We start from the raw sequence: 24,820 nt of genomic DNA, 5'->3' as shown, positions 1-24,820 counted from the left end.
GGCCGACATACCGTCGTGGCAGTTTTACTTACTTCAGATATTGTTTTCGGACGTGTCGTTACATATGAGTGCTATCACTCGTCCTTTGGAGGACAGGAATCCTTATGCGTAAAACAATCGCGATAACATCATTAGTGGGCCTTGGACTACTCAACACAGCGACCGCAACACAGGCTGCCAGCAGCCTGGTGTTCTGCTCCGAGGCCAGCCCGGCTGGCTTCGATACAGCCCAATACACCGCGGCGACAGACAACGATGCAGCCGAGCCGATCTACAACCGCCTGACCGAATTCAAGCCCGGCGATACCAGCGTCTTACCGGCACTGGCCACCAGTTGGGATGTCTCGCCAGACGGCCTGACCTACACCTTCCACTTGCGTGAAGGCGTCAAATTCCATAGCAACAAAGACTTCAAGCCCAGCCGTGACTTCAATGCAGACGATGTGGTTTTCACCTTCAATCGCATGCTCAAGACCGACCACCCGTTTCGCGTGGCTTATCCGACCGAGTTCCCCTACTTCAACGGCATGGGCCTGAACAAGAAGATCAAGTCCATTGAAAAAACCGGGCCACTGACCGTCGTATTTACCCTCAATACTGTCGACGCCGCTTTCATCCAGAACATCGCGATGAGCTTCGCCGCGATTCTCTCCGCCGAATACGCCGACCAACTCCTGGCCAAGGGCGATCCACGGGATATCAACCAACAGCCTATCGGCACTGGCCCTTTTGTGTTTCAGCGTTATCAGAAGGACTCGCAGATTCGCTACAAGGCCAACAAGGAATACTGGGACCCGAGCCGCGTAAAGGTCGACCAGCTGATTTTCGCCATCAATACCGACGCCTCGGTGCGCATGCAGAAGCTGCGCAAGAACGAATGCCAGGTTTCACTCAACCCACGGCCCGCCGATCTCGACGCCCTGAGAGCCGACAAGCAATTGCAGGTACTGCAACGTCCTGGCTTCAACCTGGGTTACATCTCTTACAACGTGCGTCATGAACCGCTGGGCAATCTGCAAGTGCGTCAGGCGCTGGACATGGCGGTCAACAAGCAGGCCATCATCAACGCCGTCTATCAGGGCTCCGGGCAACTGGCGGTCAACGCCATGCCACCGACCCAGTGGTCTTATGACGACAGCATCAAGGACGCGCCTTTCAACCCGGAAAAAGCCAAGGAGCTGTTGCGGGCAGCAGGCGTCAAGGAAGGCACTGAGCTGACACTCTGGGCCATGCCGGTCCAGCGCCCCTACAACCCCAACGCCAAGCTGATGGCCGAAATGCTCCAGTCCGACTGGGCCAAGGTCGGGATCAAGGTCAAGATCGTCAGCTACGAATGGGGTGAATACCTCAAGCGCACCAAGAACGGCGAGCACGACATGTCCCTGATCGGCTGGACCGGTGACAACGGTGACCCGGACAACTGGCTCGGCACGCTTTACAGCTGTGCGGCGATTGGCGGCAACAACTACTCGATGTGGTGCGACGAGAAATACGACGCGCTGATCAAGTCAGCCATCTCCACCACCGACCGGGAACAACGTATCGACCTGTACAAACAGGCACAGCGTTATCTCAAAGAACAGGTGCCCATCACGCCTGTTGCGCACTCCACGGTCAACCAGCCACTGCGCGCTGAAGTCGAGGGTTTCTACGTAAGCCCCTTCGGTCGCAACAGCTTCTCGGGCGTCAGCGTCAAAGACTGATCCATACACCCTCCGCTTTCATCACCCGTTGCCAGGCAGCGCGTGATGAAAGCGGGTGGCCGGGCACATAAAACAAAACCAGGCCTGAAGCCTGATATCACCCAAGCCGGACAGAAAAACTGGCGTTATAACAATGAAAACAAAGGAGCTGTAACCCTTGAAAACAACCAGCACGGCATTGCTTGCATTATCTCTGACGTCCTTCGGCGCGGTAGCCCAGGCAGAAGAAAGCAGCCATACATTCGTCCCGACTCAACTGAGCACCTCCAACGCACAAGACGAGGCAAAAGGCTTCTTCGAAGACCAGCACCTGACGGGCACCACCCGCAACTGGTACTCCAATGAGTTGCGCCGTCGCAATAACCGGTTCACCTACAGCAACAACGGCGTAGAAACGACGACACCTCGCCGTATCAACTGGGCACAAGGCACCATCGTCAACTACAGCTCGGGCTTCACTCAAGGCACGGTCGGTTTCAGTACTGAAGTGGCGCTCTACAACGCCATCGCTCTGGAAAGAGACCGCAGTGACATCGCTGGCGGCGCCAACCGCACCCTGACCCACAGCGACGGTGACCCGGTCGGGCAATGGAGCAAGCTGGGCCTGGGCAACGTCAAGGCCCGTATCTCCAACACCACCCTGACCGCAGGCCGTCAGTCGGTCAACACACCGGTCATTGCCTACATCGGCAACCGCGCCCTGCCTTCCAGCTTCCAGGGTTTTGCCCTGCAAAGCGATGAGTTCAACAACCTGTCCATTCAGGCAGGCAGCTTCGACCGGGTGTCACCGCGTACCGAACAGAGCCTGAGCAAGTTCCGCTCCGAGTACGCCACCAACAATGCCAACGCAGACCGCCTGAGCATGGTCGGTGCCGACTACAAGCCGTTCGACAACCTGACCACCAGCCTGTATGCCTCGGATCTGGAAGACCTGTGGAAGCAGTACTACTTCGGCTTCACCCATGAGATCGGCGACAGCAAAGAAGTGGCACTGAGCACCAACCTCAATTACTACAAGACCAAGGATTCGGGCCAGAGCAAGCTCGGCCCTATCGATAACGACACTTACAGCCTGTCGTTCACCGCGACTCACCAGGCGCATAGCTTCGGCATCGCCTACCAGGAAGTCATGGGCAACGAGTACTTCGACTATGCCCATGAAACCAACGCCATCTTCCTGGCCAACTCCCTGCTGTCGGACTTCAACGGCCCGAACGAAAAATCCCTGCAACTCAGCTATGTCATCAACATGGCCGACTACGGCATACCGGGCCTGAAATTCAACGCCTATCAGGCTCGCGGCTGGGGTATCGACGGCACCCACTACAGGGGCAACGCCTACACCGACGTCAGGCGGATGGATGGTGAGCATCACTACGAGTACGGCATCGGCACGACCTATGCTGTCCAGTCCGGCCCGCTCAAGGCCACCACTGTTCGGGCCACTTACACGACCCACCGCGCCAGCCAGTTCCAGTCGGATGGCAACATCAATGAATTTCGTCTTGTGACCACGATCCCATTCAAGATTCTGTAAGCGGTCATGCCGCTCGGGCCTGGGTCGTGTTCCAACATGACAAAGGCCCGAGCCATAACCTTTGCATTGCTAAAGGAGGTTTCTATTGAAACTGCTCACACTACGCGCCTCGATCGCCATCGCGCTATTCGGCGTCGCCGCCAGTGTCTGCGCCAAACCGCTGGTGGTCTGTACCGAAGCCAGCCCGGAAGGCTTCGACATCGTTCAATACACCACCGCCGTGACGGCAGACGCCTCGGCAGAAACCATCCTTGAGCGCCTGATCGCGTTCACGCCCGGCACCACAGACACCGTTCCCGGTCTTGCCGAAAGCTGGGAAATCAGCCCCGACGGCCTGGTCTACACCTTCAAGCTCCGACGCGGGGTCAAGTTCCAGACCACCGATTACTTCAAACCCACCCGCGACATGAACGCCGACGATGTGCTCTGGAGCTTCCAGCGGCAGATGGACAGCAACCATCCCTGGCATGCGCTCTCACTGGTGGGTTACCCCTATTTCGAGAGCATGGGCTTCAAGGACCTGCTCAAGAATGTTGAAAAAATCGACGACTACACCGTAAGGTTCACCCTCTCGAAAGCCGAGTCGCCTTTCCTGCGTAACCTGGCGATGCCTTTCACCTCGATCTACTCGGCCGAATACGCCGATCAGTTGCTCAAGAGTGACAAGACCGCCGACCTGAACAGCAAGCCGATTGGCACCGGCCCGTTCATCCTGACCCGCTATGCCAAGGATGCTCAGGTCCGCTATAAAGCCAACCCGGACTACTGGAAGCTGAAGGTCCCCAGTGAAGCGCTGATCTTTGCGATCACTCTGGATAACAACACTCGTTTACAAAAACTCAAAGCAAATGAATGTCAGGTTGCGCTTTATCCAAAACCTGACGATATTGCCAGCATCAAGGCTGACCCGAATCTCCAGATCGACGAGATGGAAGCCATGATGACCAGCTATGTCGCCATCAATACATCGCACAAATACCTTGACGATGTGCGTGTGCGACAGGCGATCAACCTGGCTTTCGACAAGAAGTCCTACATCAAGGCTCTGTTTGGCGAAGGCAAGGCCACCGAGGGCGTCGGCCCGTACCCACCGACCATGATCGGCTACGACAACGATAGCCAAAGCCCGCCGTACGATCCGGCCAAGGCCCGTACCTTACTCAAAGAGGCCGGTGTTCCAGAGGGACAGGTGTTTACCCTGTTCACTCGCAATGGGGGTGCCGTGACCAACCCCAATCCGTTGGTGGGGGCTCAGATGCTTCAGAGCGATCTGGCCAAGGTAGGCATCAAGCTCGACATTCGCGTCATGGAATGGGGTGAAATGCTTAAGCGCGCCAAGAATGGCGAACATGACATGGTTTTTGCGGGCTGGGCAGGCGACAACGGCGACCCGGATAACTTCCTGACGCCGAACCTCGGCTGCGACGCCGCAAAAAATGGCGAAAACTACGCTCGCTGGTGCAACAAGGTCTTTGAAGACGTGATCACCCAGGCCAGGGAAAAAACCGACCCCGCCGAACGTGCCGCGCTCTACAGGCAAGCCCAGCAAGTGTTCAACCAGGAGCAACCATGGATAAGCCTGGCGTATCCAAAACTGTTCGTTGCAATGCGTAAGAACGTCGAAGGCTTTCATATCAGCCCGCTGACCAATAACAACTTCACCACTGCACGGGTGAAGTAAGAAAAACAGCCGCCCGCGTCCACAAGATCAAGGGCGGCATGCCTGAAAGGCTGATGAGGTACACCACAAGATGTTTAGTTTTATTGCCCGCCGGGTGGGGTTGCTGATCCCTACCTTCTTCGGCATCACCTTGCTGACGTTCGCCCTGATTCGCCTGATCCCCGGTGACCCGGTCGAAGTCATGATGGGCGAACGCCGGGTCGACCCGGAAATGCATGCCCAGGCCATGGAGCGCCTTGGTCTGAACAAACCGCTTTATGCGCAGTACATCGATTACGTCAGCAAGCTCGCCCAGGGCGACCTCGGCGAATCCCTGCGTACTCGCGAAAGCGTATGGACCGAGTTCACCTCGCTGTTCCCCGCCACGCTTGAACTGTCGATTGCGGCATTGATCTTCGCAGGCATTTTCGGACTTCTGGCCGGGGTCATTGCGGCACTCAAGCGCGGCTCGCTGTTCGATCACGGGGTCATGGGGGTTTCCCTGGCGGGGTACTCGATGCCGATCTTCTGGTGGGGTCTGATCCTCATCATGTTCTTCTCGGTATCCCTGGGCTGGACCCCGGTATCGGGACGCATCGACCTGCTGTATGACATTCAGCCCGTCACCGGTTTCATGCTGATCGATACCCTGCTCAGCGATGAAGAAGGCGCATTCCTCGATGCCCTGCATCACCTGATTCTTCCTGCCATCGTGCTGGGCACCATCCCGCTGGCGGTGATTGCCCGGATGACCCGCTCCTCGATGCTGGAAGTCTTGCGTGAAGATTACGTGCGTACCGCACGGGCCAAGGGCCTGTCGCCTGCTCGCGTGGTATTCGTCCATGGCCTGCGCAATGCGTTGATTCCGGTTCTGACCGTATTCGGCCTGCAAGTCGGCGCACTGCTGGCGGGTGCCGTACTGACCGAAACGATCTTCTCCTGGCCCGGCATCGGCAAATGGCTGATCGAGGCCATTGGCGCACGGGATTACCCGGTCGTACAGAACGGTATTCTGCTGATCGCCTGTCTGGTGATCCTGGTCAACTTCGTGGTGGATATCCTCTACGGCTTTGCCAACCCACGCATCCGTCACCAGCGCTGAGATCCTGACCAATGAGCACACCTACTCCTGAGGTAGCAGTCGATCAAAGCCTGCTTTACCCATCGCCTTACAAAGAATTCTGGCAAGCCTTTTCCCGGAACAAAGGTGCCGTTGCCGGCCTGATGTTCATGATCCTGATCGTGTTCTGCGCGCTGTTCGCCCCTTGGGTTGCGCCCCACGATCCGAGCGAGCAATACCGCGACTTCCTGCTGACCCCTCCGGTCTGGCTTGAAGGCGGTCAATGGCAATTCCTTCTCGGCACCGATGAACTGGGCCGCGACCTGTTGTCCCGGTTGATTCAGGGCTCGCAACTGTCGCTGCTGATCGGCCTGTCTTCCGTAGTCATGTCGCTGATCCCCGGCATCCTGCTGGGCCTGCTGGCCGGGTTCTTCCCGCGCTTCCTCGGCCCTGCGGTCATGCGTCTGATGGACATCATGCTCGCCCTGCCCTCGCTGCTGCTGGCAGTTGCCATCGTCGCAATCCTCGGCCCTGGCCTGATCAACACCGTGATCGCCATTGCCATCGTGTCGCTGCCGTCCTATGTGCGCCTGACCCGTGCTGCGGTGATGGGCGAACTGAATCGCGACTACGTGACCGCTGCCCGTCTGGCCGGAGCCACTCTGCCACGCCTGATGTTCGTCACCGTGCTGCCCAATTGCATGGCACCGCTGATCGTACAGGCGACCCTGAGTTTCTCCTCCGCCATTCTCGATGCCGCGGCACTGGGTTTCCTGGGGCTTGGCGTACAACCGCCGACGCCTGAGTGGGGCACCATGCTCGCTTCGGCCCGCGACTACATCGAACGCGCCTGGTGGGTCGTGAGCCTGCCCGGTCTGACCATTTTGCTCAGCGTGCTGGCAATCAACCTGATGGGCGACGGCCTGCGCGATGCGCTGGACCCGAAACTCAAGAATGCCGCCTGAGGAGATTCGTATGTCACTTCTGCAAATCCAGAATCTCAACGTCCGCTTTGGCGACAGCAAGGCCGTCCCCGTTGTGGATGGCCTGTCGCTGAGTGTCGAAAGAGGCGAAGTCATGGCCATCGTCGGCGAATCGGGGTCCGGCAAGTCCGTGACCATGATGGCGCTGATGGGGCTGATCGACGCTCCCGGCATCATCACCGCCGACTCGCTCAGTTTCGATGGCAACGACCTGCTCAAGCTCAACGCACGCCAACGTCGCCGTATCATCGGCAAGGACCTGGCGATGGTATTTCAGGACCCGATGACCGCGCTGAACCCCAGCTACACCGTGGGTTTTCAGATCGAGGAAGTCCTGCGCCAACACTTGAAACTGTCCGGCAAGGCCGCACGCCAACGCGCCCTGGAACTGCTCGAAAAAGTGGAAATCCCCGGCGCTGCCGCACGCCTGAATGCCTACCCGCACCAACTGTCCGGCGGCATGAGCCAGCGCGTGGCAATTGCCATGGCCATCGCCGGTGAACCCAAGCTGCTGATCGCCGACGAACCGACCACCGCACTGGACGTCACCATCCAGGCACAGATCATGGATCTGCTGCTGAGCCTGCAAAAGGATCAGGACATGGCGCTGGTGCTGATCACTCACGACCTGGCCGTGGTTGCCGAAACCGCGCAGCGTGTCTGTGTGATGTACGCAGGGCAAGCCGTGGAAGTCGGTCAGGTGCCCGGCCTGTTCGACATTCCGGCTCATCCGTACAGCGAAGCATTGCTGGCCGCGATCCCGGAACACAGCATGGGTGCAGCGCGCCTGGCAACATTGCCCGGCATGGTACCTGGCCGTTATGACCGCCCAATCGGCTGCCTGCTGTCGCCACGCTGCCCTTACGCCCAGGAGAACTGCCGCACCCAGCGCCCGTCCCTGGACCCTAAAGCCCACAGCCATGCACGCTGCTTCTATCCCTTGAATCAGGAGGTGGCGTAATGAGCGTCGTACTTACCGCCCGCGACCTTACCCGTCACTACGAAGTCTCTCGCGGCCTGTTCAAGGGCAATGCACTGGTGCGTGCCCTCAATGGCGTGTCCTTTGAGCTGGAAGCAGGCAAGACCCTGGCTGTGGTCGGTGAATCCGGCTGCGGGAAGTCCACACTGGCTCGCGCCCTGACCCTGATCGAAGAGCCCTCCTCCGGCTCCCTGAAAATCGCCGGGCAGGAAGTTGCCGGGGCCAGCAAGGCCGAGCGCAAGCAATTGCGCAAAGACGTGCAGATGGTGTTCCAGAGCCCGTATGCCTCGCTCAATCCCCGGCAGAAGATCGGGGATCAACTGGGCGAGCCGCTGCTCATCAATACCGACCTCAGCCGTGCCGAGCGCCGGGAAAAGGTTCAGGCGATGATGAGCCAGGTGGGCTTGCGTCCAGAGCATTACCATCGCTACCCGCACATGTTCTCCGGTGGTCAGCGTCAGCGTATCGCCCTGGCCCGCGCCATGATGCTGCAACCCAAGGTGCTGGTGGCCGATGAACCGACCTCGGCGCTGGATGTGTCGATCCAGGCGCAGGTACTGAACCTGTTCATGGATCTGCAGCAGGAGTTCAACACAGCCTACGTGTTCATCTCCCACAACCTGTCGGTGGTGCGCCATGTGGCGGACACGGTATTGGTGATGTACCTGGGACGACCTGCGGAAATGGGGCCGAAAGAGGAAATCTACAACCGTCCTCTGCACCCGTACACCCAGGCACTGCTCTCGGCGACCCCGACCATTCACCCGGACCCGCTGAAGCCGAAGATAAAGATCGTCGGCGAACTCCCCAACCCTCTCGACCCGCCAAGCGGCTGCGCCTTCCACAAGCGCTGCCCCTACGCGACCGAGCGCTGCTCAACGGAAGTACCCGAGCTACGGACGGTGGATAACCGTCAGGTAGCCTGTCATTACGCGGAGCAGTTTGTGGCTGCGTAATCCTTCGCGAATGAATTCGCTCCTACCGTAGGAGCGAATTCATTCGCGATCTCAATCAATAAACATCCCTTCTGTAACGCCCCTGCTCGATCAGTTCGGTCACCGCCTGTTCGCCCAGCACATCCTTCAAGACCTGATCCACACCCGCCGCCATCCCTTCCAGACTGCCGCAGATATAAATCGCTGCGCCTTGATCCAGCCAGGCCCGCAACTCATTGGCGGCTTCGCGCAAGCGATCCTGCACGTAGATCTTTTGCGCCTGATCGCGAGAAAACGCCAGGTCCAGCCGCAACAGATCACCGCTGGCCAGCCAGCCTTTCAGCTCGCCGGAACAATAAAAATCATGAGCCACATTCCGCTCGCCAAACAGCAGCCAGTTACGCGATTGCCCCTGGGCGATGCGCGCCTTGAGCAGGCTGCGCAAGCCCGCAAGACCGGTGCCGTTACCCAGCAGGATCATCGGGATCGGCTCGGCCGGCAGATGGAAGCTGCTGTTGCGGCGCAGACGCAGGCTGACTGCGCCGTCCAGCGCGGCATGCTCGGTCAGCCAGCCAGAGCCCAGCCCCAGGCTGCCATCGGGATGCAGTTCCTGACGCACGATCAGTTGCAGTACGCCATCTGCCGGAATCGAGGCGATGGAATATTCGCGGGCGGACAACGGCACCAGTGCATTGAGCAATGCCTGAGCGTGCAGCCCGACAAGATGCGCCCGGTGCTGCGGCAATTGGCGGGTAGCCAGGGCCTGAGCCAGGGTTTCCTGCAAACCGTCCACACTGACCGGCATATCCTGAGCAATGCCCAACCCGTTAAGGAAATGCTCAATGGCTGCTGCACTGTTGCGTGGCAAGACCTCGATCAGATCACCGGCCAGCCAGGTCGCCGGACCTGGCGCTGCCAGATCGACCAGAAAGACTTTTGAACCACTGCTGCCGGGGTTCAGCAGTTCACGGCGAACCAGCGTCCAGTTCTCGAAAACCGGAGCCTGCCAGGTGGTGGAGGGTTTGCTGCCCGTCAGTTGCCCAAGCTGTTGTTGCCAGTGCTGCAAGGCGGCAGGGTCGGCGCTGTCGACTTCCACTGGCGCAAACAAGGTGCGGCCGCCACGCTCGCTCAGCCAGTCATGCAAACGGTGAGCGAAACCGCAGAAATGCTGATACTGCCGATCCCCCAAGGCCAGGACGGCGTAGTTCAGGTTCTGCAGCGATAACGGGCTGCCCAGCAATTTACGCTCGAAACCACGAGCGCTGTCCGGCGCTTCGCCATCGCCAAAGGTGCTGACCACAAACAAGGCATTGCTGCTCTGGCTAAGGTCCTGCCCGGTCAGCTCACCCAGGCGCTGCACCCGCACCGGCAAACCCGCCGCCTGCAACTGCCCGGCGGTCTGCCAGGCCAGTTGCTCGGCAAAGCCGCTCTGGCTGGCAAAACCGATCAGCCACGATGACGCATCATTATTGGCTACCAGACCGCCACGGGCCTCTTTGATCTCGCGCTTCTTGCGACGCCGATCCAGATACAGCAGCCAGCCGGTGATGAAGAACAGCGGCATCATCAATGACGCAACGGCCATGACGATACGCCCGACAATGCCGAAATAACTGCCCACATGCAGCGCGTAATTACTGCTCAGCAATTGTGCGCTCAGGCTCTTGTCCTCATACCGCACGACAAAATTGATCTTGCCGGTGGCCGGGTCCAGATTGAGGGTGCCGAAGGCACGCGGATGCGGCGAACTCTTGAGCAGGTAGAACACGGTAGCAGGCTGACCGCCGCTCGCAGGCAGTCTCAGGTTATAGGAGCTCAGTTCAGGCCCGGCCGCTTCCTGAATGCTGGCCCAGACGGCATCGTAATCCACAACCAGCGGGCCCGGAGGCTGCACAGGCTTATCGCCTTTGCCTTGCTCGACAGGTGGAGGATCGCCCATCAGTTTGTTCATGCCATTGCTGAACCAGTCATAGGACCAGTTCAGGCCGGTCACGGCGAACAACAGATAAAACAGCAGGCACCAGGTCCCGAATATCGAGTGCAGGTCCCAGTTGAAACTGCGGCCTTTCTTCGCCCAATCCATGGTCAGCCAGACGCGCCAGTCCAGTGCCTTGCGCGGCCAGCGCAGATAGAGCCCGGACAGACAGAAGAACACCAGAATCAGGGTACACGCCGCGGTGATCTGCTTGCCGACTTCACCTGCCGCAAGATAGCGATGCACGTTCAGGACAAAATCGAAGAAACCCTCACCTACACCGTTGCCCCGAAGCTCCCCGGTATAGGGGTCGAAATTGCGCTTGGGACCGCGTCGTTGGCCCGGATCAGGTGTGAAATAGACCTGGGCAACGCGATTCCCCACCGTCTGGACACGCAGGATCGCCACTGTCAGGCCCGTGGCGGCCTCCAGCTTGCGGACCAGTTCGGGCGGCGGCAAGGTTGCGCCACGCTCCTGAACGAGCAGCACATCAGGATTGAGCGCGTCGAGAATCTCATCCTCGAACGAATACAGCGCACCGGTAATGCCCATCAAGGCCAGAACCAGCCCCGCCGTGATTCCGAAGAACCAATGAACCTGAAACAGGACTTTCTTCAACACACCCACTACCTCGCCGGCATTTTGCGGTGCGTATTATGCGCTAAATGTTATTTATTCTCATCTTTACGGAGACAGCGCTCAGCCTCGTACAGCATTGAGCCTTGAAGCTCATCAGGGTGAACCATGATGCAAACCCCTCTGCGGTATATCAAAAGCCCTACGACAAAGAAGCATTCGCATAATTGCCCGACCTCTTAGTTATAAAAAAATCAACTAACCTCCTTACCACTAGTTCACGAACCGTCACAAAACTTTCACACGACTACTTACCAACCCAAAACATTTATCCTACAAGACACGACTATCTTTCGCCTTTGACACTCATGATCCCGCCCCCCTAATCTTCATCTCAAGCAATAACTGAAACACATAAAACCGGATCCAATAATGGTCCCACTGGAAAATAAGGACATGTCCAATGACTGCACTACTTGAAAGATTAGCTACCGACACCAACACGACCGGCGACCCTGTAACCGACGAAGCAATACAGTCAGCCGATGTATTCTTCAATGTATCTTCCGGCAATGACACAGAAGTTCAACGCACACCTGGCTTGATACTGACCAAGCAACAGATCGTCAACCTCAAACAATATGAACTGGTCGGCCTGGCACTGCCCACAGAGATTGACGCCGTCATTTCCTACCTGGGTTACAGCAGCGGAGCGGGTGTCGGGCTGGAACCTGAGGACTTTCTGAAAAGCTATAAGATAGTGCATGCCCATGCAAGGCGCTGGAGCCCTCTGCGCAGTCAGTTACTGGCGGTTGGCAGCAAACTTAAAGTGTTCGCAGGCCAGATGCTGGTCTACGACAAGAGCATGGAGGACATCTACAGCGACATCAAGGCCGGCAAGATCATTGAACAGTTCGACATCAAGACACTGGAAGACGTCAAACGCCTGTCCCGTGAACTGGGTGACAAATTTCCGGGGATCGATCTGAGCGAAAGCGACAAGGAAACCGCAAAGGACATCGGTTTCTATCTGGCTGAAATCCTGCGCAAGGTCAAGGAAAGCCAGGCAGACGCACAGGACATCAAGGAAGAACTGGAAAAATTCGGTCTGGACCTTGCGCTTTACGTCACACCGGAAATTCAGCGCAAGGTCACCGCAATCGATAACAGCTCATTGCCCACGGATGTCACCAGGCTGAATAACAGTATCGAGCGCAGGGCAAAAGATATCGATGAAAAGAACAAGGAATACAAGGCGGCCGTTGAACGCTCTCTGGGCTCGGTCAGTAAACTGAATATTGTCGGCCTTGCGCTGGGCATCTATTTTGGCGTTGAAGCCGAAGGGGTTCGTAAAGCAAGAAACGAACTGATCTCGCAACAAACCAAAGAAATCGATGAGCTGCAACTTAAAAACAAGATCCTTGGTTCATTGAGCAGGGTCAAGTTTGACCTGCAAAATCTCGTCACCGTTGTTATTGACGCTGACATCGCAACCAAAAACCTGATTACGGTCTGGAACAAACTATTCATTTTCATTGACGGGTCGGCAAAGTCGTCATTGGAAATCAACGATGCCTTGTCACTCCGGGTATTCATGAATCGCTTCAGACAAGTCGTACAACCCTGGAAAACCATCGAACAGGACTCTGATGCGTTACTTGACGTATTCAAAGAAGCTGACGAGGAATTTAAACGGATTTATGGAAAATGAACATGACGAATACTATGACTACCCTTGATACCCCCCTGAATATCAAGACACCTGACCTGCTGATAATGATCAATAGCCAAAGTGCCCTGAGCAGCAAACTGGTCACTGCCGATGTCCTGTACGCCAAGACCTATTACCTGCCCGCTATTTATGAACGCTTCAAGCGTATCAATAACGCAATTGTCATCGAGCACCAACGCCTTGGCGCGGCTTGTATGCGGCTGATGCTCGATATCGAGTCCCGAATCGCCCAATTGAGAAAGTACGACCAGGAACTCGGCGAAACCATGGATCAAGGCGAGATCAAAGACATTCAGGCCGAACGTACCCTGGCCCTGAAAAACGCCATGGCCCTGGCAAGTGCCGAATCAGTCAAGCTGGCCAATGCCTTGATCGGGATGAAGGAAGCCACCAATCGTCAGCAGACCCGGGAGTTCCAGGCAAGCCTTGAACAAGACGTCCTCCGGGCAACAACCGGGATCAACGAAGCCGATACCACACTGGCCAACGTTCGCGAGGAGCGCCGGGTACTGAGCGAAGCCATCGATGCCATTGAAAGCAAAGGGTTCGCCAGCATTGCCAAGGACACCCTTCTCACGGCTGAAAAAGTGATTGCTCTCGGTGTACAACCTCCGCAGATCGCGGTTATCACCCTGGCGATAGAGCAGATGAAAGCGACCCTGGACTATGGCAACGAGGGGATCAACTTCATAGCCATGATCAAACGTCGCGACAGCCTGCGTGAACGAATCGACAAGCTGTTTGAGCAATTGACCCAGAGGGAGAAGGAAAAGCTGGCGCTGACTCAACGTATCGAGCTGATCGAGTGTTTCAACACCATGGACGATCAGCGCACGCTTTATGTAGAGCAATACCAGAAGATTGCTCAAACAATAGACAGTTTCCTCGCAGCCAATCAGGCAGCCGCGCAGGATGAAAATGCGTTCCGCAGGCGCTTCATCAGCTACGGGCTGCAACTGGCCAGCTATCTGCGCCCCATCCGCTAATCACTCCACACGCTGAATTCAAGGGAAATGGCCTGTTCCATTTCCCTTGCCTCACTACACAACTCATCAGGGGCTCAATAATGGCAGGGAATCTGATCCATCAAAGCGACCTCACGGGGCTCGACAACTATATGCAGGTCTTGCGCAGACTCCCCGAGTTCACCCGCTCATTCAAGGTCAACCTTGATCTGGTCCCGGTACGAGAGTACGGAGCCTACCGGATACCGGAAATTGCAGAACTGCTGGCCAAGGCAAGCCAGCACTTGTCCATCTGGTCGAAAATCCTGCCAGCCATTAATGCCCTGCATAGTGAACTCGAGGCATTTCTAGAGAAAATCATGCAGTCCTTAGAGAACATCAGGAGCAGCAAGGACGTCTCTGCGCAATTGGTTGAACAAAGCAGAAAACGACTGGGCATGTTCCTGGAGGAACTCGATGATCACATTGAAACGCTGCAATCCCTGACAAAAGGCATCTATACCTTTCTTCCTCGCCTCATCGACTTCATGAACAGCAACATCTATCGACACGCCAATGAATACAACCTGATCGAAACAAGCAGAGAGCAGAGTGTTGCGCTGCAAAAACTCACCGCCTCAATCCCTTCGAATCGAAAAGGCCCGGCGCTTTCTCCCGAAGCGCGACTCAACGGAGCACGAAACTACGTACTCATTACCCAACGGCAATATGCAGAGGCCTATTGCGCAGCAGCCAATATGAATGCCTACATGACAAGGATGTGCGACTTGTTGGGGATCGCATTCGCCCACACTCTGCGAATGCGTAAAAGCGACACCCCTTCACGCCCCTATCTGGAGGCACGCCTGCTGCTGGTCAGCCTGAAGGAAATCAAGCGTTTCACACAATGGTTCAACAGCCTGACCGCCAGACCCGCCTGAACGGTTGCCGACAGGGAGCCCAAATAAAAAAGCCCGCAATCGCTTGCGGGCTCTCGGACAGGCTGGACGCTTACACGTAATACGATTTCAGCGGCGGGAAGCCGTTGAATTCAACAGCGCTGTAGCTGGTGGTGTAGGCGCCGGTAGACAGCCAGTACAGGCGGTCACCGATAGCCAGGTTCAACGGCAGGCCGTACTTGTAGTTCTCGTACATGATGTCGGCGCTGTCGCAGGTAGGACCCGCGATGACCACTTCTTCCATCTCGCCTTTCTTCTCGGTCCAGATCGGGAACTTGATGGCTTCGTCCATGGTTTCGATCAGGCCGGAGAACTTGCCCACATCCGTGTATACCCAACGCTCGACGGCGGTACGCGACTTGCGCGCAACCAGCACGACTTCGCTGACCAGGATACCGGCGTTGGCGATCAGGGAACGGCCCGGCTCCAGAATGATTTCCGGCAGGTCATCACCGAAGTCTTCCTTCAGGAAGCGGATGATTTCCTCTGCGTAGGTTTCCAGGCTGTTGGTACGGGTGATGTAGTTGGCCGGGAAGCCGCCACCCATGTTGATCAGCTTGAGCTCGATGCCGTCTTCTTCTTTCAGACGTTCAAAAATCACCTTCACCTTGGCGATGGCTGCGTCCCAGACGCTGATGTCGCGCTGCTGCGAACCCACGTGGAAGGAGATGCCGTAAGGCACCAGACCCAGGTCACGAGCCAGGATCAGCAGGTCCATGGCCATGTCGGTCTGGCAACCGAACTTGCGCGACAGAGGCCAGTCGGCAGTGGTCGAGCCTTCGGTCAGGATACGCACGTAGACTTTCGAGCCCGGCGCGGCCTTGGCGATGTTGCGCAGGTCGGCTTCCGAGTCGGTCGCGTACAGACGCACGCCCTTGTCGTAGAAGTAACGAATGTCCTTGGACTTCTTGATGGTGTTGCCATAGCTGATGCGATCAGCGCCTACGCCACGGCTCAGCACCTTGTCCAGCTCATAGATCGAAGCGATGTCGAAACTCGAACCCTTTTCCTTGAGCAGGTCAATGATCTCGACCGCAGGGTTGGCCTTCACCGCGTAGTACACCTGGGCGAACTCAAAACCGGCGCGCAGGTCATCGTAGGCCTGGCTGATCACCTGGGTGTCGATGACGACAAACGGGGTTTCTTGCTTGTCAGCGAACGACTTGATCTTCTTGAAAGAAGCGTCAGAGAAATAGTCTTCGACCTTGATCGGCATGCTTGGGAACTCCACTTGGCAAACAGATGAATATAAATGGGTGTAAATGAACGCCCTCCGTATCCCCACTTTGGTTCGCCTACTTCCCAAGGCATGTCGCCGAAAGCAAAAAGGCCATGGGGATCATGCCCCTTGGCCTTGCTGTCTCGTCGTCAGTACTTGAGCCGGATGGATCGTTTCCAGCATGGACGTTCGGCGCGAACTTTAGGACCTGAGAGGCTTGAGATCAACAAAAAATGTCGCGTTTTGACACACGTTCGGCAGATAACCGAGTTGACCGCCGTTATAACCGACCCTGATGACAGGCTGATGTTCATTTTCAGGGCGATTTGGGTGACAGCCTGCAAGGCCATTTTCTCGTAAGTCGCCGTAGGAGCGACTTCAGTCGCGAACACCGTCCTTCGCGAATGAATTCGCCCCTACCCCGCATTAGCTCAGCGCTTCAGCCGCAACCTCAGCCGGCGAAACAATACTGGTCTTCATGCCCCGTGAACGCCCGGAACTCAGATAAGCCGCAATCGACTCTTGCGTCACCTCACCAAGGAATACCCGCTCGGCATCCAGAACCGGCAACCAGGCGCGATTGAACTCGTACATGCGTGACAGCAGGATGCGCAAATGTTCGTCGTAAGCGGCCGTGGCGTTGAACTCGCTCAGGAACTGGGCGCAGGTGCCCTGCTGGCGATGCAAGTCGCGACGACGCACGTACCCCAGTGCCTTGTTCTCGGCATCGGTGACGACAATGTAGCGACGGTCGTTTTCGTCCATCACTTCCAGCGCATCGGCCACCGGAGTTTCCGGGCTCACCGACGGTGCGTTGTCGGCGGCGTCTTCGGCCTTGACCAGCAGCAGGCGCTTGAGTGTGCTGTCCTGGCCGACGAAGTTGCTGACGAACTCGTCCGCCGGGTGCGCCAGCAAAGTGTCCGGGTGGTCGATCTGCAACAGCTTGCCCGCCCGGAAGATCGCAATCTTGTCACCCAGCTTGAGGGCTTCGTCGATGTCGTGGCTGACCATGATCACGGTCTTGTTCAACGCACGCTGCATCTCGAAGAACTCGTTCTGGATCATCTCGCGGTTGATCGGGTCGACAGCGCCGAACGGCTCGTCCATCAGCAGCAGCGGCGCTTCGGCCGCCAGGGCACGAATCACGCCGATGCGCTGTTGCTGACCACCGGACAGCTCACGGGGATAGCGATGCAGATACTGCTTGGGCTCAAGCTTGATCATGCTCATCAGTTCGCGGGCACGGTCGTGGCAGCGTTGCTTGTCCCAGCCGAGCAGCTTGGGCACGACCACGATGTTTTCTTCGATGGTCATGTTCGGGAACAGGCCGATCTGCTGGATCACGTAACCGATGTTGCGGCGCAGGGTCACTTCGTCCAGGTCGGTGGTGTCTTCGCCATTGATCAGCACCTTGCCGGAGGTCGGCACGATCAGGCGGTTGATCATTTTCAGCGTGGTGCTCTTGCCGCAACCCGAAGGCCCGAGAAAGACGCAGATCTCACCTTCATTGACGGTCAGGCTTACCGAGTCCACGGCTTTGACGTCTTTGCCGTTGGAGGTGAAGGTTTTGGTCAGATTCTGAAGTTCGATCATTTGAGCAATCCTTTTGGAGTCAGGGTGCGTTGCAGCCATTGCAGGAGCAGGTCGGCGAAGATGGCCAGAATGCTGACCAGCACTGCGCCGACGATCAGCATCGACATGTCGCTGCGGCTGATTGACGCGAGAATGAGTACGCCCAGGCCACCGGCACCGATCGTGGCGGCGATGGTCATGACACCGATATTCATCACCACGGCGGTGCGCACACCGGCGAGGATCACAGGCACGGCAATCGGCAGTTCAACCATGCGCAGGCGCTGGCCGAAGGTCATGCCGATACCTTTGGCAGCTTCGCGGATACCCGCATCCACACCCGTCAGGGCCAGGTAGGTGTTGCGCATGATCGGCAACAGTGAATAGAGAAACACCGCCGTGATCGCTGGCAACGGGCCAAGGCCCTGGCCGAATTTGGAATAGAACGGCAGCAGCAGACCGAACAGGGCAATGGACGGCACCGTCAGCAGCACCGTGGCACTGGCTTGCAGCGGCCCGGCCAGCGTCGGAAAGCGTGTCATCAACACACCGAGGGGAACACCCACCACAATCGCCAGGCTCACGGCGATACCGACCAGGGTGATGTGCTGCCAGGTCAATTGCATGACCTGAGCCCAGTCCAGATGGGAGAAGGCGCTAAAGAAACTCATATCGTCTCCTTCCTTATTTGAGTGGATGCTGGCGCAGGAAATCTGCGGCGACTTTGGCGGGGCTTTCATGACCGACATCGACGCGGGCGTTGAGCTCGATCATGGTCTGGTTATCCAGAAGGTCAGCCAGCGGCTTGAGCAGCGTGGCGATTTCAGGATGGGCATCCAGGTACTCCTGACGAATCACCGGCGCGGCGGTGTAATCCGGGAAGTAATGCTTGTCGTCTTCCAGCACCTTGAGCTTGAAGGCGTTCAGGCGTCCGTCAGTGGTGTACACCAGCCCTGCGAACACCTGCCCGTTACGCAAGGCGGTGTAGACCAGCCCGGCGTCCATCTGCCGGGTATTCTCGCGACCGAGATTCATGTCGTAATGCTTGACCATGCCGATCAGCCCATCGGAACGATTGGCAAACTCGGTGTCCAGCGCTACGACATGACCCTCTTTGGCTTCGTCCTTGAGCACCTTGGTCAGGTCGCTCATGGTGTTGACCTGTGGATACTGATCGGCAATTTTCTGCGGCAGTGCCAAGGCATAGGTGTTGTTGAAGCGGGACGGGGAAAGCCAGATCAGGCCTTTCTTTGCATCCACTTCCTTGACCCGTGCGTAGGTCTGCTCGCTGTCGAGCTTTTCGTCGATATGGTTGTAGGCCACCAGCGACACACCGGTGTACTCCCATAACAGATCGAGTTGACCGCTTTCCTGTGCGCTGCGGGCCAGGTTGCTGCCCAGGCCACCGGTAATCTGCACGTTGTAGTTCTTGGTGCGCAGGTATTGCGCGGTCAGTTCGGCGAGCATGGTCTGCTCGGTAAATACCCGTGCGCCGATGCGCAGCAAGGGTTTTTCTGCTGCCTGGGCAAAACTGCTGAACAGCAGCCCGAGGCCCAGTAACAAAGCTAGCTTTTTCATGGAAGTTCCTTTCTCTCAGCGGCTCAGGCCGCGCTCCAGCCAGATGCGACTCAACAGAGAGACCAGGCCATCAAGCACCAGAGCGAGCAACGCCGTACACGCAGCACCCAGCAGCAATTGCGGCTGATTGTTCAGGGCAATACCGGGGAAAATCAGGCTGCCAAGGCTGTTGGCACCAATCAGGAACGCCAGCGGCGCGGTCCCCACATTGATTGCCAGCGCCACGCGAACACCGCCGACAATGATCGGCACGGCATTGGGCAGCTCGACACGCAGCAACACCTGACGCGGTGTCATGCCGATGCCGGTAGCGGCTTCCTTGAGTGAACCCTGAACGTTTTTCAGGCCTTCGTAGGTGTTGCGCACGATGGGCAGCAACGAGGCGAGGAACAAGGCGAAGATGGCTGGACCACTGCCGATCCCGAGAATCCCGAGAGCGATGGCCAGAACCGCGAGGGGTGGAACGGTGTTGCCAATGTTGAAGATCTGCATGAAGCGTTCGGCTCGGCCGACCATGTTCGGTCGGCTGAGCGCAATGCCGGCAGGGATACCGACCACGACAGCCGCCAACATTGAAACCAGAACCAGAACCAGATGGGCCTGCAGGTAAAACAGCAGATCATCCTTGTACTTCATAAACGTATCGATGCCGATCCAGTGGACCAGCAGGGCCAGGAGTACGATGCCAACCGTACCTCCCAATAGCCCCTTGCCATAGCGATTAGCCACGGGCGGACTCCTTATTTCAGTCGGCGAACGCGCTGCCTGTGACGCCCGGTAATGAGCGCCTGCAATAACGTTCGCGAAGAGCAGCAGGTGGATCGCCAGTGAGGATTTTTCCTCGGCGAATACACAGGCCATGAGCGCAACTTCGTCAAGCTAACTTGCTGATTTATCAGCTCTTGATGCCGGCCTTACATAGCCTGTTACAAGAGAGTGGACGTCTCCACGGTCTGAAAGGTTCCCACGGGAGATGCTATTTGGCCACCCTGAATCGACTGAACGGTTCGGTTATTGGCTTGAGTTGAGCTATAATCTGCGCCCTTTTTTTGACTCTCTTTCAGGCGATTTCCCATGACCCAACAGGCCGCCGAAGTCGCGAAACGCCGCACTTTCGCCATTATTTCCCACCCGGACGCCGGTAAAACCACCATCACGGAAAAACTGCTCCTGATGGGCAAGGCCATTTCCGTCGCCGGTACGGTCAAATCCCGTAAATCAGATCGTCATGCCACATCCGACTGGATGGAAATGGAGAAACAGCGCGGCATCTCCATCACCACTTCGGTCATGCAGTTCCCGTATCGCGATCACATGATCAACCTGCTCGATACCCCGGGTCACGAAGACTTCTCCGAAGACACCTATCGCACCCTGACGGCAGTCGACTCGGCGCTGATGGTGCTGGACGGCGGTAAAGGTGTAGAGCCTCGCACCATCGCCCTGATGGACGTCTGCCGCCTGCGCGACACACCCATCGTCAGCTTCATCAACAAACTCGACCGCGATATCCGCGACCCTATCGAGTTGCTGGACGAGATCGAAGCGGTCCTGAAGATCAAGGCCGCACCGATCACCTGGCCGATTGGCTGCTACCGCGACTTCAAGGGCGTCTATCACCTGGCCGACGACTACATCATCGTCTACACCGCCGGTCACGGTCATGAGCGCACCGAAACCAAGATCATCCAGAAACTGGACTCGGACGAAGCCCGTGCTCACCTGGGCGACGAGTACGACCGTTTCGTCGAGCAGTTGGAACTGGTGCAGGGCGCCTGCCACGAGTTCAACCAGGAAGAGTTCATCAACGGTCAACTGACCCCGGTGTTCTTCGGTACTGCACTGGGTAACTTCGGTGTCGACCACGTGCTTGATGCCGTAGTGAACTGGGCGCCCAAACCTCTGGCGCGGGTTGCCAACGAGCGCAGCGTAGAGCCGGTCGAAGAGAAGTTCAGCGGTTTCGTGTTCAAGATCCAGGCGAACATGGACCCTAAACACCGTGACCGTATCGCCTTCATGCGCATCTGTTCGGGCCGCTACGACAAGGGCATGAAAATGCGCCATGTACGTCTGGGCAAGGATGTACGGATCGGCGACGCACTGACATTCTTCTCTTCCGAGCGCGAGCAACTGGAAGAGGCGTATGCCGGTGACATCATCGGCCTGCACAACCACGGTACGATCCAGATCGGTGACACCTTCACCGAAGGCGAAAGCCTGGGCTTCACCGGTATCCCGCACTTCGCGCCGGAACTGTTCCGCCGCGTGCGCCTGAAAGATCCGCTCAAATCCAAGCAACTGCGCCAGGGCCTGCAACAGCTGGCCGAAGAAGGCGCAACGCAGGTGTTCTTCCCGCTGCGCAGCAACGACATCATCCTGGGCGCCGTCGGCGTGCTGCAGTTCGATGTGGTCGCCAGCCGTCTGAAGGAAGAGTACAAGGTCGAATGCGCCTACGAGCCGATCACCGTCTGGTCAGCCCGCTGGATCGACAGCGGTGACAAGAAGAAACTCGAAGAGTTTGAAAACAAGGCTGTGGAAAACCTGGCTCTGGACGGCGGCGGTCACCTGACCTACCTGGCCCCGACCCGCGTCAACCTGGTCCTGATGGAAGAGCGCTGGCCGGACGTGAAATTCCGCGCAACCCGCGAACACCATTGATCTGAATTCGCCTGCCTCAGTCACAGTGCGTAGGAGTAATGCAGATCAGTTAAGGCCATAAATCACTTTGTGGGAGGCAGCTTGCTGGCGACTTCAGCGTACAGACGCAGAATATCTGCCGGTTTTCACGCCTTTTCGCCAGCAAGCTGCCTCCCACAAGTTTTGCTTGCACCTTAACTGATCGGCATTAGTGCGTAGCGACTTCAGTCGCGAATGCACGAGCCCAAAAATTACTTGCAGGCATACTGCGCCAGCTTTTCCTGCATGAAATCCAGAAAGCACTGAATTCTCAGCGCCAGCTTCGAGTTGCGGTAGTACACCGCATGGATGGGCTGTCGATACCCGCTGTGGGCATCGGCCAGCACAACCTGAAGACGCCCCTCACGAATATCTTCGTGGGTCATGAAGTGCGACAGGCACACGATCCCCTCTCCCGCCAGAGCAAGGTGACGCAATGTGTCGCCACTGGATGCTGACAATGCCGGCTGAATCGGCCAGCGATCTCCACCCGCATGACGCAGCGGCCAGTTATTCAGGGTTTCGCTGTGGGAGAACCCCAGCAACGTATGGTTCGCCAGTTCCTCGACCGAGGTCGGTACACCATGTCGCTTCAAATAATCCGGGCTGGCCAGGATATTGAGCGGGGTACATCCCAGAGAGCGGGCATGCAGGGTTGAATCGGCCAGAGTCCCGATGCGGATGGCGATATCGGTGTTCTGTTCAAGCAGATCGATAACCAGATCATTGCTGTTGAGTTCAAGCTGGATGTCCGGGTACAGCTGGCGAAACTCGGCCACGTAAGGCACGACCGAGTGCAGCATGAACGGCGAAGCGGCATTGACGCGCAAACGTCCGGACGGTCTTTGTCGGGACAGGGACAGATGCTCTTCCAGATCCTCCATCTGCTCAAGAATCTGTCGGGCTCGCGCCAGAAAGAACTTGCCCTCCTCCGTCAGATCCATGCGCCGCGTGGTGCGGTTGATCAGTGTGGTTTCCAGCTTGGCCTCAAGGCGCGCCAAGGTCCGGCTGACACCGGAAGGTGTTTGCCCCATGTGCTCGGCGGCGGCAGAAATCGACCCGCTTTCGATCACCGAAACAAAGACCTGCAATTCATCGGACCTGGCTTTCATTGTTGCCCCCAGCTCAAAACAGACTGGATATTAGCGCCGTTCGTTCGCTGCCGTGGGAGCGGATTCATCCGCGAAATAAATCACCCCCCAAACACTTGAGCCAGATGCGCCTCATAGCGCTTCACATCGCTGTCGATATCCGGGCGCTTCATCACATCCACCGCCAGGAAAGTCGGCAGGCCGGTCATGCCCAGAAACTGGTTGGCCTTGTGAAACGGGAAGTACACCGCGTCCACGCCCCTGGCTTCAAAGAAATCGGTCGGGTCGTCGAAGGCCTGCTGCGGCGCATTCCAGGTCGCGGAGATCATGTACTGCTTGCCTTGCAGCAAACCGCCACTGCCGTATTTCTGCGAAGCGTCGGAACGGGTACGACCGTCGTTGGCGTACAGGCTGCCATGCCCCTCGGTGAAGACTTCATCGATGTACTTTTTCACAGTCCATGGCGCGCCCATCCACCAGCCAGGCATTTGCCAGACCACGACGTCGGCCCAGAGAAACTTCTGCACTTCTTCGGCCAGGTCGTAGCCGCCGTCGATAAAGGTTTCCTTCACGTCGAAACCCGCACGGTCCATGAAAGCCACACCGGCTTCATGCAAGGTTGCGTTATAGCGGCCTTCAGAATGCGCGAATTGTTTGCCGCCGTTCAGGAACAGGATCTTTTTCATGTCAGCCTCATGGATAAATGCTTGAAAACCCGACCCGCCGAAGCCGGATTGAAAGTCAAAAACAATGGGCCGCAGGATAAAGAAACACGTGCAAGTGAGTAATGACCGGTCAGGCAAAATACTTTTGCCTGAAAGGCACGAATCAATCATCAATTATTGATTTAAAAAGGGTCAGCCTGCTATCAGCAAATGCAGCCCAAGCGCTCCCATCCCGATAAAGAACACTCGCTTGAAAACCAGGGCGCTGATTCGCTGGCGAAGCCATTGGCCCAACAACATCCCCAGCAAGGCCGGGATCAGCGCCAGCAGTGACGCCCCCATTTCACCGCCACCCAGTGCCCCGTTCCACAGCAAGCCTGCCGCCAGCGCCAGTGTCGAAACGGTGAACGACAACCCTAGCGCCTGCACCAGTTCATTACGCTCCAGCGACAACGCTTGCAGGTAAGGCACAGCTGGAATCACGAACACGCCGGTGGCCGAAGTGATGATCCCGGTGATGAAACCGCATACTGGCCCAAGCCAGCGCTCGGTCCTGGCGGACACCTTGAACGTCGGCAGAAACAGCCCGCTCAGCGCATAGAGCAGCAACGCCCCGCCCAGTGCGCGAGTCATCGAATGCCCGCCGCTCATGCCCAGCCAGAACGACCCCAGAAATGTGCCGATGACGATCAGGCTGAGCATTGGCCACAAGCGCCTGAGCAACGGCTTCAAGTGGCCACCTGTCGCCAGTTGCCAGATGTTGGTGAAGGTAGAAGGAATGATCAGCAGAGCCGCAGCCTGTGCCGGCAACATAGCCAGCCCCAAAAGCCCCATGGCCACTGTCGGCAAGCCGAGCCCGATCACACCCTTGACCGTTCCGGCCAGGAGAAAGGTACCGATCACCAGAGCGGTAAGGCCCCAACCGGCAGTTTGATAAAAATCCAGGAATGTATTCATGGCCCTATCCTGAGCCAGC

The 24,820-nt window shown here is 57.3% G+C and carries 20 protein-coding genes; 11 read left to right on the top strand and 9 right to left on the bottom strand.

Going from position 1 to position 24,820, the window contains the following annotated elements:
• Positions 1-104 precede the first annotated feature (104 nt).
• The 7 genes from ACODS3_RS16300 to ACODS3_RS16270 all read left to right on the top strand — a co-directional run bounded on the left by ACODS3_RS16300 (position 105) and on the right by ACODS3_RS16270 (position 8,878).
• Complete coding sequence (locus ACODS3_RS16300; RefSeq protein ID WP_304575302.1) at positions 105-1,703, top strand: ABC transporter substrate-binding protein; 1,599 nt, start codon at positions 105-107, stop codon at positions 1,701-1,703.
• Between the two features lie 157 nt (positions 1,704-1,860).
• Entirely contained in the window at positions 1,861-3,240 is a 1,380-nt protein-coding gene (locus tag ACODS3_RS16295) for an OprD family porin (RefSeq protein WP_489035267.1), read from the top strand.
• Between the two features lie 85 nt (positions 3,241-3,325).
• Positions 3,326-4,921, top strand: a complete 1,596-nt coding sequence (locus tag ACODS3_RS16290; RefSeq protein ID WP_201020117.1) for an ABC transporter substrate-binding protein — start codon at positions 3,326-3,328, stop codon at positions 4,919-4,921.
• Between the two features lie 70 nt (positions 4,922-4,991).
• Complete coding sequence (locus ACODS3_RS16285) at positions 4,992-6,002, top strand: ABC transporter permease subunit (RefSeq protein WP_201005615.1); 1,011 nt, start codon at positions 4,992-4,994, stop codon at positions 6,000-6,002.
• 11 nt (positions 6,003-6,013) lie between these two features.
• Positions 6,014-6,925: an ABC transporter permease subunit gene (locus ACODS3_RS16280; protein WP_201005616.1), complete on the top strand. Its 912-nt coding sequence runs from the start codon at positions 6,014-6,016 to the stop codon at positions 6,923-6,925.
• Positions 6,926-6,935: 10 nt separating this feature from the next.
• On the top strand, positions 6,936-7,904 hold the full coding sequence (locus ACODS3_RS16275; RefSeq protein ID WP_201020116.1) for an ABC transporter ATP-binding protein: 969 nt from the start codon (positions 6,936-6,938) through the stop codon (positions 7,902-7,904).
• The gene (locus ACODS3_RS16270; RefSeq protein WP_304575304.1) at positions 7,904-8,878 is read left to right on the top strand and encodes a peptide ABC transporter ATP-binding protein; all 975 of its coding nucleotides are present in this window, start codon (positions 7,904-7,906) and stop codon (positions 8,876-8,878) included. Before ACODS3_RS16275 ends, ACODS3_RS16270 begins: the two co-directional genes overlap by 1 nt.
• Before the next feature lie 55 nt (positions 8,879-8,933).
• Here the strand turns inward: ACODS3_RS16270 and ACODS3_RS16265 are convergent, their stop codons facing one another.
• Entirely contained in the window at positions 8,934-11,450 is a 2,517-nt protein-coding gene (locus ACODS3_RS16265; protein ID WP_489035367.1) for a PepSY domain-containing protein, read from the bottom strand.
• Positions 11,451-11,871: 421 nt separating this feature from the next.
• On the opposite strand from ACODS3_RS16265, the gene ACODS3_RS16260 reads away from it, so the two are divergent.
• The 3 genes from ACODS3_RS16260 to ACODS3_RS16250 all read left to right on the top strand — a co-directional run bounded on the left by ACODS3_RS16260 (position 11,872) and on the right by ACODS3_RS16250 (position 15,025).
• Positions 11,872-13,119 carry an alpha-xenorhabdolysin family binary toxin subunit A gene (locus ACODS3_RS16260; RefSeq protein WP_201020114.1) on the top strand — a complete coding sequence of 416 codons (1,248 nt, stop codon included), beginning with the start codon at positions 11,872-11,874 and terminating at the stop codon, positions 13,117-13,119.
• A 2-nt stretch (positions 13,120-13,121) separates the two neighbouring features.
• Positions 13,122-14,126 (top strand): alpha-xenorhabdolysin family binary toxin subunit B, encoded by a 1,005-nt coding sequence (locus tag ACODS3_RS16255; RefSeq protein ID WP_489035262.1) that lies wholly within the window; start codon positions 13,122-13,124, stop codon positions 14,124-14,126.
• A gap of 80 nt (positions 14,127-14,206) precedes the next feature.
• The gene (locus ACODS3_RS16250) at positions 14,207-15,025 is read left to right on the top strand and encodes a hypothetical protein (RefSeq protein WP_489035260.1); all 819 of its coding nucleotides are present in this window, start codon (positions 14,207-14,209) and stop codon (positions 15,023-15,025) included.
• A gap of 70 nt (positions 15,026-15,095) precedes the next feature.
• Here the strand turns inward: ACODS3_RS16250 and ACODS3_RS16245 are convergent, their stop codons facing one another.
• From ACODS3_RS16245 to ACODS3_RS16225, 5 genes are all read right to left on the bottom strand, one after another.
• Entirely contained in the window at positions 15,096-16,259 is a 1,164-nt protein-coding gene (locus ACODS3_RS16245; RefSeq protein WP_025258414.1) for a type III PLP-dependent enzyme, read from the bottom strand.
• Between the two features lie 429 nt (positions 16,260-16,688).
• Positions 16,689-17,855 (bottom strand): osmoprotectant ABC transporter ATP-binding protein OsmV, encoded by a 1,167-nt coding sequence (locus ACODS3_RS16240; protein WP_201020111.1) that lies wholly within the window; start codon positions 17,853-17,855, stop codon positions 16,689-16,691.
• The gene (locus ACODS3_RS16235; RefSeq protein ID WP_201005626.1) at positions 17,852-18,505 is read right to left on the bottom strand and encodes an ABC transporter permease; all 654 of its coding nucleotides are present in this window, start codon (positions 18,503-18,505) and stop codon (positions 17,852-17,854) included. Before ACODS3_RS16235 ends, ACODS3_RS16240 begins: the two co-directional genes overlap by 4 nt.
• A gap of 13 nt (positions 18,506-18,518) precedes the next feature.
• A complete protein-coding gene (locus tag ACODS3_RS16230; protein ID WP_489035257.1) occupies positions 18,519-19,412 on the bottom strand; it encodes a glycine betaine ABC transporter substrate-binding protein in 894 nt (297 codons plus the stop codon).
• 15 nt (positions 19,413-19,427) lie between these two features.
• The gene (locus tag ACODS3_RS16225) at positions 19,428-20,141 is read right to left on the bottom strand and encodes an ABC transporter permease (RefSeq protein ID WP_201005628.1); all 714 of its coding nucleotides are present in this window, start codon (positions 20,139-20,141) and stop codon (positions 19,428-19,430) included.
• Positions 20,142-20,486: 345 nt separating this feature from the next.
• On the opposite strand from ACODS3_RS16225, the gene ACODS3_RS16220 reads away from it, so the two are divergent.
• Complete coding sequence (locus tag ACODS3_RS16220; RefSeq protein WP_489035254.1) at positions 20,487-22,070, top strand: peptide chain release factor 3; 1,584 nt, start codon at positions 20,487-20,489, stop codon at positions 22,068-22,070.
• Positions 22,071-22,300: 230 nt separating this feature from the next.
• On the opposite strand, the gene ACODS3_RS16215 is transcribed toward ACODS3_RS16220, so the two are convergent.
• From ACODS3_RS16215 to ACODS3_RS16205, 3 genes are all read right to left on the bottom strand, one after another.
• Positions 22,301-23,200: a LysR family transcriptional regulator gene (locus tag ACODS3_RS16215; RefSeq protein ID WP_201020109.1), complete on the bottom strand. Its 900-nt coding sequence runs from the start codon at positions 23,198-23,200 to the stop codon at positions 22,301-22,303.
• A gap of 80 nt (positions 23,201-23,280) precedes the next feature.
• The gene (gene mdaB / locus ACODS3_RS16210; RefSeq protein ID WP_489035252.1) at positions 23,281-23,865 is read right to left on the bottom strand and encodes an NADPH:quinone oxidoreductase MdaB; all 585 of its coding nucleotides are present in this window, start codon (positions 23,863-23,865) and stop codon (positions 23,281-23,283) included.
• Positions 23,866-24,036: 171 nt separating this feature from the next.
• Positions 24,037-24,801: a sulfite exporter TauE/SafE family protein gene (locus tag ACODS3_RS16205; protein WP_201020107.1), complete on the bottom strand. Its 765-nt coding sequence runs from the start codon at positions 24,799-24,801 to the stop codon at positions 24,037-24,039.
• Positions 24,802-24,820: the final 19 nt, after the last annotated feature.

Source organism: Pseudomonas sp. FG43, from assembly GCF_057809175.1.
Note: the sequence above shows the minus strand (reverse complement) of the source record. Positions and strands in the feature narration are given on the sequence as shown.